This is a genomic window from Sporocytophaga myxococcoides DSM 11118 (assembly GCF_000426725.1).
In the GTDB taxonomy this organism is placed as follows: Bacteria; Bacteroidota; Bacteroidia; order Cytophagales; family Cytophagaceae; genus Sporocytophaga; species Sporocytophaga myxococcoides.
On sequence record NZ_AUFX01000005.1, the window covers coordinates 13,650 to 31,791 of the forward strand.

6 protein-coding genes are annotated in these 18,142 nt (G+C 37.6%); 4 read left to right on the forward strand and 2 right to left on the reverse strand.

Annotated elements, in window-relative coordinates; translation table 11 throughout:
* Positions 1-203: 203 nt before the first annotated feature.
* Entirely contained in the window at positions 204-473 is a 270-nt protein-coding gene (locus K350_RS0106085) for a hypothetical protein (protein ID WP_156026949.1), read from the forward strand.
* Positions 474-737: 264 nt separating this feature from the next.
* A complete protein-coding gene (locus K350_RS0106090; RefSeq protein WP_028979145.1) occupies positions 738-1,772 on the forward strand; it encodes an acyltransferase family protein in 1,035 nt (344 codons plus the stop codon).
* 463 nt (positions 1,773-2,235) lie between these two features.
* On the opposite strand, the gene K350_RS27640 is transcribed toward K350_RS0106090, so the two are convergent.
* Positions 2,236-14,430, reverse strand: a complete 12,195-nt coding sequence (locus tag K350_RS27640; protein WP_081670910.1) for a DUF7948 domain-containing protein — start codon at positions 14,428-14,430, stop codon at positions 2,236-2,238.
* Positions 14,431-15,089: 659 nt separating this feature from the next.
* Here K350_RS27640 and K350_RS0106100 point away from each other — a divergent pair.
* Positions 15,090-15,419, forward strand: coding sequence for a DUF6686 family protein (locus K350_RS0106100; RefSeq protein WP_028979146.1), 330 nt, complete (start codon positions 15,090-15,092; stop codon positions 15,417-15,419).
* A 169-nt stretch (positions 15,420-15,588) separates the two neighbouring features.
* Here K350_RS0106100 and K350_RS0106105 read toward each other — a convergent pair whose 3' ends face one another.
* Positions 15,589-16,476 carry an ROK family protein gene (locus tag K350_RS0106105; RefSeq protein WP_028979147.1) on the reverse strand — a complete coding sequence of 296 codons (888 nt, stop codon included), beginning with the start codon at positions 16,474-16,476 and terminating at the stop codon, positions 15,589-15,591.
* Positions 16,477-16,740: 264 nt separating this feature from the next.
* On the opposite strand from K350_RS0106105, the gene K350_RS0106110 reads away from it, so the two are divergent.
* Positions 16,741-18,126, forward strand: coding sequence for a TolC family protein (locus tag K350_RS0106110; protein WP_081670932.1), 1,386 nt, complete (start codon positions 16,741-16,743; stop codon positions 18,124-18,126).
* Positions 18,127-18,142: the final 16 nt, after the last annotated feature.

An 18,142-nucleotide genomic window follows, 5' to 3' on the forward strand; every position in this document is an offset into this window, starting at 1 on the left:
GGATGGTTTAATATTGTGTAAGTTTAAAATGCTTATTTACAATAAGGGTTTTATTAATTTGAATGAATAGGTTTATAAATTGATCATTTATGCAAATAAAGTATAAAGGGAACTCTAGTGATCTTCTTAGGAATTTGACTATCAGGCTTTCAGTACCTGTAAATATGAAGTTTTCTGAGGGGATTTTTAAATTTTTTTTTAACATGATATTAAAAGATCTTCCTCAGGAAAAATCAATTTTCATCATTACTAATTTGCCTCCATACCTTAAACCATTTTGTTATAGATTAAAAGAGTCGGTAGAGGATAAGTCAGCATGCGGATATTTTCAAACCTATAAAATGAAAGCAATAGAGGCTGTTTTAATGAGCATGGAAGGTTATGTTGATCCGATTGTATTGCCTGCTATTCGCGATTGTTTACCTAAAAAGGTATGTAAGGAGTCAGTTGAATCTAAATTAATTGCTGCATAAACTTTATAAATATTTGGTGATTGATTAAAGTTTTCTTTTATATACAAACAATGTTGATAAAATTCCTGAGTTTTTCAGGAATTTTTATTTTTAGTTTCATCTATTTTTTCTCCTGAAAATATCCTGCTTTGTTACAATTTTATTGCTTTACATGAATGTTTTGTTTATTTAAACTAGGTTTTCTAAATTTAATATTATCTAAAGTAAAAATGTGATTACATTTCTCGTTAGTAATATTTAAAAACATATATTATAATATACGTAATGGTACAACCAAGAGACTATTCATTAGATTTTTTTAAAGGAATAACAGCGATAAGCATAATTTTCATTCATACAGTTTGGTGGACTGGACAGAGTTATGTTCCAGACTTTATTCGCCAATATAGTCTATTGTTAGATGTGCCTTTATTTTTCTTCTTAAGCGGGGCCAGTGCAACATTCGGTTTCGAGAAGGCGAAGCCATTCTCAGGGATTGTTCGTTTGATATTAATGTATACTCTATTTTACGCGGTTTATACAATCATAGTAAATCCAGCAAATACTTTTGAGGAAATTATTCAGACACTTTTTATGAAATATTCCTCAACTGATAAGTTAATGGTTGTAAGTGGTTCAGCATGGTTTATTCCCATTTTTGTAGTTGTTTACATTGTTGGTTTTATTATAGTTAAGCATACGGAGACTAATGTAATCATACCCTTAATTTGTGCATTGCTGTTTTATGGTATATTTGCATATGAAGAAATACCCTTTTTACATGGGTTAACGGCTCTGTCAGTAACTTCAGATTTTCTTTTCTTTTACTTATTTTTCTTCTTATTGGGCTATTATTTCTATAAACATTTTCGTTTTTTCGAATGGCACAGAGTAGCAGGGGGAGTACTGTTTTTTATAGCATTGACCGCTCTTATAGTCCATTTTTATAACATTCCTTTTGATTTACAAAGTCAAAAATTCCCAGTTAAATATCATTATCTCGTTGCATCTTTGCTTTCTGTTTCTTTAACAATCCTCTTGTCTAAGTATATAAAAAAGGAAAGTTTTATAACTCATATAGGTAAAAATGCAATTGCCTTCTATATAGCGCAAGGAATAAGCTCAAGTATGATCAATAACTTGGTGAGAAGTTTAGAAATGGATTGGTTTCCTAAGCTTGCTATAGTTTTTACTTGTAACCTGACTGGAGCAGTTATAATTGCTAAGTTAATTATTTATGCTTTCGGCAATTATAATAAATTAGTAAATAAAGGTTTTAATTATTTGGATAAATCATCATTGAAGGTTTTAAAAAGTTAGTTCAATTCGATAAGGTTTTATTTAATCATTTATTTATGAGAGATGAAACCTGCATAATGGATTAGAAAGAATATGTTATATTTATAAAAGCAAAAGGCTGCATGTTTCGAAGAAGCCTTTTGCTTTTCTTTTCAAGTTGAATATAAGTTTCCTCTTTTAGGATATTTTGAGGGATGAGAAATCAGATTTTTAATCCCTTCGATCCTTGTAATTCAATATAGAGCGAAGTGCTATATCAATACAAATCCAAGCTGCAAGGGCTAGTATCTGATACAAAGAAGAGCTCCTTAAGTCAAAATTATATGGCCATTTGTCTCCTAGACCTTTATCCTGTGCATAATAGAATCCCGCAGTTAAGCTGAAGGTTACTCCTTTTATGAGGGGTTAGATTTTTTTAGATCTACAGAATTAAAAAAGGCTGTCCCGAACGAGACAGCCTTTTAATTTACTTAGTGGTGGTTTTTTATTCCTTTATAAAGGTTTTTATAAACTGGTCATCACCATCTGTGATCTTAAGGAAATAGGTTCCGGCAGTCATGCCAGTTACATTAAAGTCTGACTGAAAGCTTCCGGAAGTTCCGTCAATCTCTTTCTGCATCAGCAAAATTCCAAGAGTATTGTAGATTGATACCAGCACCTTCTGATTTGCTCCAATTGAGTTATACTCAAGTGTAAAACTATTATACACAACGTTCGGATACAATTTCATATAGACGCTCTCAGAAAGTGAAGGATGAATCGCAACAGGATCTGCAATGGTTTTAACTACATTGCTATATTCTGAATGAACACCTGTTGAATTAACAGCTTTAACTTTGTAGAAGTAAACGCCATCCGGAGTGAGGTTCTTGTCGCTATAGTTCGTGCTATTCGCTGGCAATGTGGCAATCACTTCAAAGTCCGATCCATTTTCAGAACGTTCTACTATATATCCTGATTCAGTTGTGGAGTTATCCAGCCAGCTTAGATTGATCTGGGTTTCTGATACTGCTTTTCCTGTTAGGTTTGTTGGCGCTTCCAGTGAAGTAATTACAGTTATCACCTGAGTCGCAGTACCTGCACATGCATCATCAATTTTGTATGTGTATGTGATGTTAAATGATCCGGTGCCAGTTATAGCAGGGTTGAACGTCCCATTGATTATGCCCATTCCTGAATAGGTGCCACCTGCAGGTTTTCCACCTGTAAGAGCAAAAGCAGTTGCTTTGACATTAACCGGGGCTATCGCTTCAAGTGTAACATCTGGAGATTCAGAAACTGTTATGCTCTTGCCAACCACTGTCAGACAGTTATCTGTGTTAACACTATATTTGACAAGATGTGTACCTGTGCCAGCTAAGGATGGATTAAATAATCCATCTGCCCTTACTCCATTACCTGACCAAACTCCTCCCTGAGGACTGTATCCACTGAGGTTGTAAGTTGTCGCACTTTTACATACTGTCTCATCAGAACCTGCATTTGCAATATTTACTTTCCCTATAGCAAATACCTTATCACTTGAATCAGCTTTTGATGGTGCATCACTATCAGTCACTCTGATAAGGTAGTTGTCAGAAGCAGTAATAGTTTCAGGCAAAATCCAGGTGTATGCCCCAGTGGAAGTCTGACCTTCAGCTATAGTAGTATAAGTTTTACCACTATCAGCAGAATAGGAGAGGTCAACTGGATTAGTTCCTTTGCTTAACCATGATATGTTAACAGAAGATCCTGAACAGAAGCTTTCGCCTCCATTAGGTGAAAGCAATGATATTGCATCATTTTCTCCTTTAACATGTGTGCAAGCTTCTGCAATTGTTTTCATACGTTCTATATTTCCTGTATTGTCTCTGGCAATAGAGAAAAAGCAATAGTTGTATCCGACTATTCCTTTGAACAGGTATGGCTTGTCCGCAGAATACTTTTGTGCAAGTACTTTATATGGCGCTCCGTTTTCAGATACGAACAGGTCATAATTCCCAGGTCCGCTACCTTTCAAGTCATCTTCAACTTTTACTGTAATCATTGTAGTTGAATCAATCTGAACTGGTAAAATATTCACTGAAGAAACAGGAGCTTTTGCATCAAGCGTATTACTTGCCTGATTAGTGATAATAGGTTCATTTGTGTCAAATACAATTGAGGCTCTGGCTCTCACAGTATCTCCAGTCTGAGCACTTTCTTTCGGACGGATAGAATAAGTTATATAACCTTCTCCGCTTCCAATAAGATCATTGATAGGTAGATATCCTTTCAATGGATTTGAAGGAGGTAAGCCAGTTGCAGGATCTATTGTCTGGAATGTCCAGAATAATTCATTTTTAATTACATCTACTCCTGCAGTAGCTTCAACATCATAACCAAGAGAATCAGGAAGGTCTAGTGTGGTAAAATAACTAGACTGATTTGCCGGAACTTCAAAGTTGAATTTACCGAAGCCAAATTTTCCAACTCTGAAACTTAGCGGGTTCAGATGGTCATCTAAAGGAACTATAATAGATACTCTCTGAGCTGCCGTAGTTGCCGCGGCAGAATCGTTTTCATAAGTTACCTTATAAGACATTGGTTGAGACGAAGCTACCATTCTATCAGGTCCATAACCAACAGGTCCGATAATCTCATTCGGATCGCATGAGCTGAGAATATTAGTACAGAAGAATTCCTTTCCGATACAAGTAGCAACGTTTATGAAGAACTCGACACCACTGGATGAGTTCACACAGTTGATTCCATCTATGATCATCTGACCACGTCTTTTCACTTCTTCATTGGTTTCAGAACACAATGTGACAGCAACTGTAAATTTAATTGCGTTAGCTGCTATACTCGCTGAAATAATAGGATTGAAACCTTTAGCTTCTTTTGCTGAAAGCGCTCCGTTAATACCGTCTGCAACTCCACCCACTAATGCATTTGCATAGCAGTTATCTATCGGGAATCCTGTAGATCCTGCTGCTATTACAGCTGAATAAGGATCGCTGGACTTGGTAGCTACTTTTACAAATTGATTTGTTATATCAAATCCTTTCTTGCACTGTTCATTTGAAGTTTCGCTCTGGTTACAAGGCTGCTTAGGAGGAGGAGGTAATTCCTGCTCGCTTGGCGTTCTTGGCCTTGGAGGGACATAATATTTGCTTGTTCTGTAAGAACCAGGTCCTTTAGTTCTGCTTCCTGGTCTCTTTCTTGGAGGCGTTCCAGGAGGTGTTCCAGGAGGTGTTGTCTCCGGTCCAGGATTAATTGTTCCGGTTGGGCCATTACCACCTTCAGGTCCAGAACCACCGGGCCCTGATCCGCCAGGTCCGCCTTCTCCACCTTCTCCTCCACTGGTTGCTCCGCCGTCACCAGGTCCGCCAGGTCCACCAGGTCCACCTGTACCACCAGGTCCAGTTGTGCTTGATCCACCAGGTCCACCCTGACCGCCGCTTCCGCCACCAGGTCCTCCCCAGCCACCTTGTCCTCCCGGTCCTGCAGGTGTTGTACTGTTTCCAGGTCCGCCTTGTCCACCAGGGCTTCCTGGTTGTCCATAGCCCCCTGGAGCCCCAGGTATACCAGCTTCTCCCGGCTTAGGTATTCTTGGGGTAAATACAAGTAGTAATGTATCTGTGCCTTGAAGTTTCAAAGAGAATTTACCTCCATACGTATAGTTATGGGCAACAAATCTTGATGTATCAATTGAAATTTTTGAAGTTTCAAAAGATTTGATTCCGCCTGCTGCTACTGCGATTGGCCAGCTCTTGCTTACTGAAGGCCACCAGCCGGAAAGATATCCAGGATAATTGTCTTCGTCAAGAGATGAAATTCTGATAACGAAAGGATTCGAAGCTGTAGAAGTAACATTAATGCTTCCTTGGACTTTAAGCAGGTCAAAGCCAGGATCAGCACCTGCAGCACCATTGTATTTATTGATTTCCCATAAGTAATCCTGTCCTGACCCGAAAACTGCGGATGGTAGATTGGCAGTTCCAGGGCTCGCTCCCGGATCAAAGTTGAAAGTGACTCTGGCAGTGTCATTATCTTTTGGATATGCAGCATTCAAACCTTCTGCATCCAGACAGCTGTGGCATGCAAAATCAAAGCCTACTGTATCAGCTCCAGTTAATAATCCGTTTTTGAACGAAGGAGCTAGGAACAGATCAACAAAAGCTTTTCTGTTACCAGCAGTTTCTACCAGCCCTTCTACGATATCAGCTCTTAATAGTGCAGGGTCGGAAAGGATTCCAAGTCGCATAAGTTCAATGTCCTGATTCAATCTGTTCATCAGGTGTTGTTGATCATATGCATAAAGCCTTACAGATAAAGGGAAATTGCTGTAGTTAAATTCTCTTATACCAAGATTTACAGCAAGTGTAATCTGATTGCCAGGGGCAAGATCTCTTGAAATAAATGGAATAAGTTTGATTCCACCGATTTCTGTAAAGTCAGTGTTAGGAAGATCAATATCAAGGGGATAATCAATACCAGTGATGATTTTACCTTCAAGTTTCTGAACTTCCACTACTTCTGTTTTTTGTAAAACGGTAAGGTCTCCATGCAGCACTGGAATATCTATGTTTGAAGTATTCCTGAATGTGAAGGTATAGAATCCACTTTTCCCTTTTCTTAAAATACTTGGAGCCTGAGGAATGTAATCAATAGAATATGCTCTGGCAGTTTCAACTACCACTCCTTTAACAAGAACCTGTTCTTTGTTATCCGGATTGATAACAACAACATCATAGATACCTTTCGGTGTAGATGTCAGATCCCAACGCAAGTTTAATTCCATGCTGCTAACCATTTTAACTACTTTAGCAGTAGCCACAGTAGTGTTTCCGTTTTTCAGCACTACTTTCACTCCATTTCTGAAGCCTGCACCATTCAATACTCCACTTACAATTCCTTGTCCCATTTCATTAGGTGTAATGTTCAAGATTGAGAATGGAAGCGCTTTAGCAAGCAATTTCAATTTCTGACTTCCATTGTAACCTACGGAAGATTTTATCAGAATATAATAATTGCCTGCTTTCGTCTGTGGTACAAGAACTTTCTGATTAGGTCTGTTTGCTTCAGTGTATTTAAAATCAAAATCCGTGCTTGAAGGTACACGGTTGTATGCTATGTATACTTCATTCAGTCCGTATGACTGATCACTTGTAAGAGTGAATATCAGGTCAAGGTCAGCATCCACACTGATCTGATAGTACAATCTGTCTTTTGGTGTAAGAACAGTATTTTCTACAACATCAAGATATAATGAACGTGCTTTTACAGTGAGGGTGTTGCTGCTTGTTCCGATGTTATTGTTGATATTTATTTCATTGACAGCATTTGAGCTGTTGGTTTGAAGTAATCCATTATAAACATCAGGAGTGATTCCTATTAAAGGAGCAGAGAATGTACCTCTTATAGAATCACCTGGTAAAAGATTGATGGATTTGTAATCATAATTTACCAATATATCCTTATTGGTTTGCAGGATAAGATCTTTAGATAGAAATGCATTGTTACGCAGGTTTCCTATTGCGGGTACTGTTCCAATGTTTCTGACAGAATAAGATGTCTGAATAGTATCACCAAGATATGCTGAAGGAGTTAAGTTTAGTCTCTTAACTACCAGGTCAGCTGGTGCTGCAGTAACTATCTTGATTGGTAATCCAATAGACAAGTTGTTATCATCTTGGGTATTCTCAAACACTAGATTCTGATTGTCCGCTTTGTAGAAAATAAAGTAGTTTCCATTCAGGTAGTCAGGAAGAGTTACATCAATACTATCAGTGTAACTTTCATTTTTCTTCAGGACAAGATTATATGCTGATTTTCCAACTTGAACCACTCCTGATTGAGATGCCAATGCAGGATCAAGGGCCACGAAAACCGCATCCGTCCAGAATTTGATATCATTGTAAATTGATTGAGCATCAGTACCACCTTGATTTTTAACAGTATATTTAACTGTTATTGTCTGTCCTGCATATGCCTCAGAAGGCGCATTCCATGAGGTTACTACCAGGTCAGCAGCAGGATTTGGGCTAAGTGTTATTGCTTTAAATGCAATATTATTCTTTTCATTACCTTCATTAATTACTGCTCTTGTCGCATCAGTAACCAGGAAAATATAGTATTTCCCCGAAAGCCCCTTCGGTAAATCGACCTCAGTAGAAGCATTATATCCTTCTTTTGGTGAAAGCGGACTGTTTCTGAAATTATTTACAACTAAAGCCTTGTCATTACCATCCAATATGGTATCTGCTGATATATATATACCATCTGACCATGAATTAACTTTGGTTATGTCAGTGCCTATATTGCTTATTTTCCATTCAATTTTGGCTTTGCTTCCTGAATTTCCTGCAAGAGGAACTGTTAGAGAAGAAACATATAAGTCAGATTCCAAAGGTGCATATTTAATGTATACATTCTTTGCAATACCTTTTAGATTGTTGGTTTCACTTCCATTTTCAAATATATTATCATTAGGGTCTGAATAAACAAAGAACCAGGCATTGCCGATACTTTCAGGAGCATTTAGTTTCAGTTCAAGATTTTTGATTTGACCTGCTTCGAAGGCACCTGATATAAAATTACTCTTTAAAACATAAACAGGATTCCAGGTAGATGTCGTAGAATAATAAATATGGTCGAAATAATTTGTTGCGATCCTTCCGGTTCCTATGTTCTTAACCTGATATTTTATAGTGAATTCTCTTCCTGCATAAATAGTGTCAGGAACTTCAACAGACAATACCGAAAGATCAGGATAAGATCCTGCAGAAATATTTATCATACCGGTGCTTTTTGCAATATTATTGGCCGTATAGGTGTGTTCGAAAACTTTGAATTCTTCGTTCGTCACAACATATACATAATAATTTCCTGCAATACCTTCTGGAATCTTCAATTCTTTGGTATTCGTATAACTAGAGTCTCTTAGGAATGCAGGACTATTCGTTTTATAGAATTTACCAATACTGATTGAAGAATCTTTGTTAAACGTACTTTTCTTTGAAATATAAATATTGTCGTACCAGACAGTTTCAGATTTGTGAGGCCCGTTAGCTCCTATATTTTTTATTGTATACGAGAACGATGCTTCCTTGCCCGAAACTGCTGTAGCTGGAGCCACAATTTCAGTGACAGAAAAGTCAGGAGGAGGGGTGAGGTTAATTGTAATCTGCTCGCTTGCTTTAATGTTATTGCCATATCTCGAATTTTCATCTACACCTTCTTTGTCTGCTGCAAGCACTATGATGTAGTATTTGCCTACATATTTAGGAGGCAGATTTACCTCGCTGGTCATGGTATATGTACTGTCTATTACAAGCGGTATTCCTGCAAAGTTCATACAAATGTCTCTTTGCGTTTTGCTTTTCAGGGCAACAAATGAATAACCTACATATACATCTGTTTCTGGAGAATATGAATTATCTTCTGACAGATAGATTATATCGTTCCAGTATTGATCATAGCAGCTTGGTGCTGATCCTCCTCTATAAGAACCTCCACTGGAAACTCCTGTAGTGAAAGGAATTACTCCGCTTGGATAAGATTTTTTTCCAACAGCATTTGCCTGACCAATGTTTTTAACCTGATATGTAACATTGATTTTACTTCCGTTAAATACAGAAGTAGGTGCTCCCACTGAAATTACAGCAAGGTCTGCAGCAGGGGATGGATTTACAGTTATTACTTTATATATATAATTATTTTGTTCGTTGCTTTCAAGTAAATGGTCTCCTCCGCTGGTTCTGTCTGTGGAGCATTTATCTCCTGTAAGGGTTCCATTACATGTAGCATGTTTGTTATCTGTTATGATAAAGAGATAATACGTACCAGGTACTGATGGCAGTAGCACTTCCTCACGCTGTATATACGATTTACCAGGTTGAAGATAACTTACATTTTTAAATGTCCCCAGTAATTGATCATCAGCTGCTCTTAGGTCAAGGTCTGTAGAAAGATATACTTTGTCTTCCCATTCAGCACTTCCGGTAGATGTAAGACCTGTGTTTTTAACTTCCCAAGTAAGTGCAATCGGAGTTCCACCATTTGAAGAAGAAGGAATTGTTGAACCTATTATTTGCAGATCCGGTAATGGAATGGTCTTGAATCTTTGTACAGGACCTGCAGTAGATTTACAGTTGTTTTTCGCTATTACCTGCCACTTGTAGAACAGGTTGTTTGCCAGATCCATCTTTGCTGAGTATGCTGCTCCACTGATATTAGATGCATAAGCAAATGTTGGTCTGTTAGTTACAGAATCAGGCCATATATATAAGTCATATGAAGTGGCCCCAAAAGATGTAGACCATGTTAGATTTACTGGCACAGATGCATTGATTGCCCCGTCGGCCGGTTTCATATCTGATACAACTGCTGGTGTAACAGGATTTTTCACTGCTACGGTAATTGTTCTGGATGCCCCTCTTTCCCCGCAAGCTGCAACAGGTGTTACAGTAATATTAAACGTTCCCGTTGTTGTCCAGTTTACTTTTGCTGAAGCTCCCGTTCCTGTAACCGATCCACCACCTGAAAGTTGCCATTCGAAATTAACACCAAATTGACCTGGAACAGAGTAAGTCCATTCACCAGGACAAACATCCGTCAGACCAGATATTGCAGAAGGCTGGTCAGGTACCGGACATAAAAGTTTAAAGGTTTGAACAGGACTTTCAGTTTGTTTACAGGTGTTTTTGGCTGCTACTTGCCAGTTGTATACAATTCCCTTTGAGAGTTCTTCTGTTACTCTATATGTAACTCCACTAAGAGCGCTTTTAAAAGGAGCTCCAGGTTTAGATTCATTTTTTGGCCATAGGAAAAGGTCATATGATGTGGCGTCCTTCGCAGTTGACCATGATAGGTCTAATGGAAGAGTAAGATTTTCACTGCCATCTGGAGGAGACATTCCGGTAATCGCTGCAGGTACAGGTGTATTGATTACTGTAACCTGCAATGTGCGAGCAGTTCCTGTTTTACCACATTTTACAGAAGGCGTGACGGTTAGCGTATATGTCCCAGGTGTGCTCCAGGTTACATCTACTGATGATCCAGATCCGGAAATTACCCCATCGCCTGTAACTGACCATGTGTAATCAATTCCTTCAGCTCCTTGTATGCTGTATGATTTTTTAACAGGACAAGTTTGTGTTTCACCAGATATAGCTGGCGGCTGTTGAGGTGTAATACAGTTTAGTGTAAATGTCTGAATCGCACTTTCTTTGGATTGGCAGCTATTGTTTGCTACAACTTGCCATTTGTATGGTTTACCAAACTCAAGACCTGAACTAACAATATAGTTTGTAGACGTGATTCCTTTATACAACGCACTGATTGGTTTTGAGCTACCATCTTTCCAGATGAACAGATCATAGTTGTCAGCATTTTGACTTGCAGACCATGAAAAAGTCAATGGTAAAGCCAGATCTGTAGCTGCATCAGCAGGAGCCATATTTGTTGCAGCAGTCGGAACTGGTTTATCTGCAACGGTTACTGTTAATGTCTTTGCAGTACCTGTCTTTCCACATGCTACTGATGGTGTTACAGTGATGGTAAATGTACCTGTTGATGTCCAGTTTATAGTTGCAAAGCTACCGATGCCGGTTAAAGTGCCTCCTCCTGAAATTGTCCAGCTATAATCAACTCCTGATTCTGGCTCAACATAATACGATTGTTCTCCCGGACATACAGCATTAGAACCAATTATTGCTGCCGGCTGAGATGGTGTAACGCAGTTCAGGGTAAATGTCTTTACAGCACTTTCCTTTGCTTCGCATAATGATTTAGCAACAACTTTCCACTTGTAAGGAACGCCGTAATCTATCCCGAATGTAACTTTGTAAGCAGTATCTGTAATATCCCTCGCATAAGGATATGTTAATGCAAAATCAGTTGTGCCATAATATAGATCATATTTAGTTGCATTAGCAGTTTTGTTCCAGGTAAAAATCACTGGTAATGTGAGGTTATTAGCAGCATTAGCAGGTTGAACAGTTGTAACTGTTCCCAATGATGGTATTGAAACCACTGATACATTCCTGGAGATGGTATCACTGTTCTTACCGCAATTACCATTGACATACAATTTCACAGTTTGATTCCCGAGAGTAGTCCACTTTACAGTGATAGTTCTTCCTTCATTTTTTGTGATAGTGCCACCAGAAGAAATTAACCAGTGATAGGCAGCTCCGTCAAGTTCTGAAGAAGTATAGGTCTGCTCGCCCAGGCAGGAACTTTCTTCTCCCTGTATTGCATATGGCTTGGTTGGATTTACGCAGAATGTTTTAGTAACAGGATCTGCAGCTTTATAGGTTGCATTTCCGTTTTGCGATGCCTGAATAGTTACCGTTCCAATACCAGTAAAGGATACTTCATTGCCATTATAGAGAAGTGCAGGTCCTGAAACAGTGTAAGTGACGGGAAGCCCAGAGCTTGAGCTAGCATTCAATGTGAAGTAATCATCAAAGTCTCTGTCTGGGAGCGAATTGAATGTGATGGTTTGTGCAGTTTGTCCGGAAGACAAAACACCATTGGGTGATAGCTGAACTATAATAGCTTTGGTGCTATAATCATTTCCCTGATTATACCCACCTGCGTTCGATTGCACCGGCAAAGATTCACTGTTAGAATATCCTGTAGCTATGACATTACCACTTCCATCTGAGGTAATGCCTGTTATCTGATCATCATAGCCTCCGCCATAATAAGTAGCCCATTGTCTTGCGCCTGAGCCGTTAAATTTCAGAATAAAGCCATCATCATCCTGCTGTGTAGATCCCTGTGACTGGTTGTATCCTCCTGCAATGGCAAGTGTAGGTAGGTTCCCTAACGAAGAATAACCACCTACAAGAATATTACTTGATTTATCCGATGCGATAGCTGTTCCATAATCATGACCTGTTCCACCATAATAAGTAGCCCATGATCTTACTCCGGCATTTGTAAACTTTACAATAAAAGCATCGCTTTCACCTCCGGCATTAGTAGCTTGATTGTAAGCTCCTGAAAGATTTTGAAGAGGGAAATCAGTACTTGCAGTTCCTCCGGTAATTAATACGTTATTGCCTGCATCAATTGCTATGCTGCCGGCACTTTCAACTCCACTTCCTCCATAGCAAGTTGCCCAAACTAAAGAGGCACTGCTGTTGAATTTCATCAGGAAAGCATCATAATAGTTTGTTGCCCCAGTATTTAAAGGCTGGTTGTATGCGCCGGATACAGTTTTTCCGGTAAAACCATAAGATGTGATTCCTGTGATCCAGAAGTTGTTATTAGCATCTACCGCAATGCCGCTTGGATTGATAAAGTAACCACCATAGTAACTTGCCCAAAGCCTGGCTCCATTCGCATCAAACTTTGCGAAAAAAATATCACCTGTTCCAAAGGAAGTAGCAACATTGAGAGCTCCTGTTAAGGATTTTACAGGAAGGTTTGTGCTCTGTGAAGATCCTGTGAGGATGATATTTCCGGACCCATCAATTGCAACATCAGCACCTTCATCATCTTCTGAACCACCAAAGTAGGTGCTCCACTGCAACGCGCCGCCTGTATTAAATTTTGCAACAAAAGCTTCTTTAATATAGTCCTCATTGAATGACTGTTGATAGCCACCTGTCACTGTTTTTAAAGGAAAGTCATTACTTGTTGTATAACCTGTAATTGCTATGTTCCCATTTGCATCTACCCCGATTCCTTTCAAAGCATCATCATCATTACCTCCAAAGTAAGTTGCCCACTGGCGAACTCCATTATTATTGAATTTAACTATAAAGACATCCTGATATCCGGAAAGTAAAGATTGATTGTATCCTCCTGAAATATTTTGTGTTGGGAAATCATCACTATAAGTATTTCCTGCCATATATATATTGCCAGCAGCATCTGTAGCAATATCTTTGGCTTCATCAGATCCCGTCCCACCGTAGTAAGTGGCAAATGGATCTATTACCAGATCTTGGTTTTTGTTGAAGCGGGATATGTTAAATCCAACAGTGTTGTTGTTTAATAACTTAAAATCAGAACCTACTTCAACCTTTTCATTATTGACAGTCTGATAGGTATAAGGTTTAAGTTCTTCAATTTTTCCTAAATTATGATTGATCAATAGCTGACCATTGCTGCTTAACGCAGTGCCTTCAGCGCCTTCATATTCCATCGCTATTATAGAAGGATCTCCTCCCGGATGAACTATAAAGTCATACTTGATTCCCTTGCCATTTGCATAAAATACAAGGTCAATGTTGGGATATATCTTTTTGTAAATAATTTTTTTGTATCCAGGTACATTGGTAATGCCTTCGAGGCAATGTTTATAAAAGAAGTTGAAATACCCTTCTGCTTTTTCTTCAGAGAGAATTTCTGGAGTTTTATTTCCACCTTTTATATGAAGGACTAAAGTTTGTTCTTCAAAGGTTAACTTCGTACCTGTTGCCCGATCCTTTGCTTTTCCTGTGGCTTCAGAAAATTCTTCCTTCTCTTTTTTGAATGAATACACAATTCGATCCTGAAGGAAATAAACTTGAGCGCCCTTGGCAGACATATAATACTTTATGCCTTTCATGGCTTTTCCGTCGTGGCTTGCCAGCTGTCCTCTGTTTTCAATGAAGAGGGGAGAAGCATCTTTTTGAATTGTACTTAAGTCTCTTGCTTGTATTGGAATAAATGCTGCAAGGAAAAAGTAACACAATAGATGTAAAAAACGATTCATAGTAAATTAGTAAAATTTGCTGTTAGGTTGTTGTTTGGTGCCCTGAAATACAGGTATATATAGTGAATACTACTCGGCAGTATTGGATTTAATATATTTTTTAAAGCCCTCTAAAACTTTAATGGGATGCAAAGTTAGAAGAAAATGAATTTCAGGTAAGTCCTGTAAAGTGGTATTTTTATATAGGAGTTCTATTTGGGAGCCTTAGTCCCTAGCAGCTTTTAGAACGTGTTATAGTATTTTTATAAGGGAATAGTTTTTTTGAATGATCTAAGTTTCTCCCTCTTGCTCTTCCATGAAATACTGAAAATTATAGGTTAAATTCTCTTAATTGTTGTTTAAACATAAATATTCAATTTATTAAGGCTCTCTTAAGAAGAGAATTGAAAGTCCAGATGAATTGAATAAATATTAATTTTTTAATCTTTAGATAAATTCTAATATTTATTTAGAATAATTCTAAATAATTGATTGGTTATTAGGGAAGGAGTTTTATATTTGTTCTTTAGAATAATTCTAAATAATTAGAAAGTTAAACTAAGTAGTATTGTTGGAGAAATTAAGAACTCAAATTTGAAGAGTGTGAAATCTCCACAGATGAAAATAGTGATTTTTGAAAAAAGAATATTTAATTGTTGAATAACTTTAATATACCAGATATGTGCGAGCAGATTCAGTTAAGTAAGACAAGACACGGACAGATCTTCAGATGCAACAAATGTGAAGGAAAGGTTTGTCTTATGTATAAGAACATAGTTCAGGGATTGCAAATAAATGATTTCTATAAACTAAAAAATGTTATAGATACTGTAAATATTGAAGAGTTTTTTCTTCAATACCAAGGAGAGCAAAGACTAAGTATAAGAACTTCCTTCTCAGATCTGTTTTTTGCTTTTGATGTCAGTGAGTTGTATGAGTTAAGAGAACTTATGACTTATGCAGATCTAAAAATCAAACTGTATGAAAACATAAAAAATAATCTTAATTAAATTCCATTAATTTGTCCTATGTATTAACAAAGAAGTTAATTATTATTTCACCATAACAATTGCCAATAAAATATAGAGCAGCCATGAGAGTTGCTATGTATTAGTATTTTTTGTTTTTCTTAATGTTAACTAACTCCGGAGCATTAGTACGTTCCGGAGTTTTTTTGTTTTAAACACCTATGAGTGCAGCCCCTATAACTCCTGCCGAATCTCCTGTTGTATTTTTTACTATGATCGTTTTTAATTCATCATTAAAATGATATTTTTTTACCTGATCAATTCCGAGCGTATAAAGTTCTTCAATGTTTGAAACTCCTCCTCCAAGAACTACAATATCAGGATCTATTACCGCAAGTACATTGGAGAGTGCTACTCCAAAATGCTCAAAAAACTTCTGCATGATGATTCCTGCATTCTGATTGCCTGAACGATATAGTGATATAATTTCATGCAGAGATTTTTTTTCTCCTGTCAGGTCTTCATATCGCTTCTCAACTCCGCCTCCTGAGATAAATGTTTCTACACAGCCCCGTTTACCGCAATAGCATGCTGGTCCTTTCTGATAATCTATAGTGGTATGTCCCCATTCACCTGCTATTGATTGTAAGCCTGGTATGACTTCTCCTTTGTATACGATTCCTCCGCCACATCCTGTTCCCATGATAACTCCGAATACCATTGATTGGCCTTTACCAGCTCCGTTCAAGGCCTCGGCCATGGCAAAGCAGTTAGCATCATTTTCTATGGCTACTTTTCTACCAATTCTTTTTTCAAGATCGGGAAGAAATGGTTTTCCATTAAGACAAACAGTATTAGAGTTTTTAAGCATACCTGTTTTAGCAGATACGGATCCAGGTGTACCAATTCCAAAGGTGTGTTCAGCTTCATTGATAGCCTTGCTACATTCTTTATACAATGAAGCGATGTTATCGAGAATATGATCATAACCTTTTTCCTGTTCTGTATTAATTCTCTTTCTGAAAATTTCATTTAAGGAATCATTCAGGATGATAGCTTCTATTTTGGTACCGCCAAGATCTATGCCGATTTTAAACATATTGCATAAGAATTAGATTTTTATAAATATAAAAGAAATGATGAAATCTTATGTAGCTAATTAAAGGAGCAACACAATGCAGTTGTAATGTATGAGTATCATAGTTCAGTATTGATTCCCTTAATTCTGGAAACATTTAGGAAGTGCTGAAAAATATTTTTTTGATGCATAATATTATTATTCCTAATTCCTTACAGAATCCTCTTTTAGTTTTGATTTAAATATTAAAGGAGTCTGAAATCAATTTTGAAAGCTGATAAAAGAATGACGAAAATACTGAAATATTATTTATTATTATTTTTTATCCTGCCATATGTTGTCACTTATGGACAAGATTATAATCTTAATCAATTGCTTGAAAAAGCAAAGTCTTCCTATCCTGTCATAAAGGCAAAGCAATACGAAGTAAGAAGCGCTCAGGAAAAGGTGGGATTTGCAAGGGCTGATTATTTGCCTAATTTTATTTTGGCAGATCAATATACATATTCTACAAGTAATAATCTTGAAGGAGCCTTTTATCCTAATGAAGGAACTACCTTTGCACCATCAGGTGGTATCAGGCAGGATAACATATACAAAGGAGCATATGGAAGTTATACAACTGCTATTCTTGATTGGAAAGTAGTTAATTTTGGAAAGGTGTCTGCAGGTATCAATGCTGCAAAGGCTGAAAAGTCAAAGGCTGAAAAGGATTATGAAAATGAGTTGTTTCAGCATCAGGTTAGAATCGCAGATTTATATCTTCTTTTACTTATCAATCAGCAGTTGAAGCGTGTTCAGGAATTTAATCTCCAGAGAGCCAAAGATTATATGAATACAATCAATGCCCGGGTCGCTGCCGGATTAAAGCCTGGAGTGGACAGTTCTCTCGCTCATGCTGAATATACCAAAGCTGAACTATTACTTCTGGAGAGTCAGAGAAATGAGCTTTCCTATGGACTTAAACTTAAGGAATTGAGCGGGGGAGAAATGAAAGATACCCTTTCTATCGACACCATGAATTTTTTCAAAGAGTTGCCTATTCCAATTATAACTGATAATGATAATTTGAAAAATGCACCATCACTCAGGTTATATCAATCTTTCAGAGATTTAAGCAAAGCAAGAAGTATTTCTATTAAACGTTCGTTTTATCCTTCTTTATCTATTGTTGGAACAACATGGGCCAGAGGTTCCGGCATTTCTAGGAAAACAAATGAATACAGAACTGATTTTTCAAGTGGTGTGGATTATCAGGTTTTCAATTATCTGGCTGGTGTGGCATTAAAGTGGAATCTCACTAGTTATTTTAAAATTCACAGAGATTATGAAAGTGAGATGTTTCAATATGACAAATATCAACTTTTATATGATGCCCAGGTCTTGCGTCAGAGCCGTGAATTGAAGGATTCAGAGATGCAGTTCAATGTTGCATTAAAACAGGCTCAGTTGTCACCTGTTCAGCTGGAAGCTGCGAGGGCAGCCTTTGAACAGGCGCAGATCAGGTATAGCTCCGGTTTGACTGATTTGCCGACATTTACCCAAAGCCTAGTGACTCTTAACAGAGCAGAAGCCGATAATTATATTGCCTATAGCAATGCATGGAGGGCTTTACTCATGAAGGCAGCGGCAGCAGGAGATCTTTCATTGTTTTTAAATCAGGTGAAATAAATTTTAAATTAACCAG

What these genes read in the sequence shown, in the direction of transcription:
- K350_RS0106085 (WP_156026949.1), top strand. Translation starts at nt 204, where the DNA reads ATGATATTAAAAGATCTTCCTCAGGAAAAATCAATTTTCATCATTACT.
- K350_RS27640 (WP_081670910.1), bottom strand. Translation starts at nt 14,430, where the DNA reads ATGAATCGTTTTTTACATCTATTGTGTTACTTTTTCCTTGCAGCATTT.
- K350_RS0106090 (WP_028979145.1), top strand. Translation starts at nt 738, where the DNA reads ATGGTACAACCAAGAGACTATTCATTAGATTTTTTTAAAGGAATAACA.
- K350_RS0106110 (WP_081670932.1), top strand. Translation starts at nt 16,741, where the DNA reads ATGACGAAAATACTGAAATATTATTTATTATTATTTTTTATCCTGCCA.
- K350_RS0106105 (WP_028979147.1), bottom strand. Translation starts at nt 16,476, where the DNA reads ATGTTTAAAATCGGCATAGATCTTGGCGGTACCAAAATAGAAGCTATC.
- K350_RS0106100 (WP_028979146.1), top strand. Translation starts at nt 15,090, where the DNA reads ATGTGCGAGCAGATTCAGTTAAGTAAGACAAGACACGGACAGATCTTC.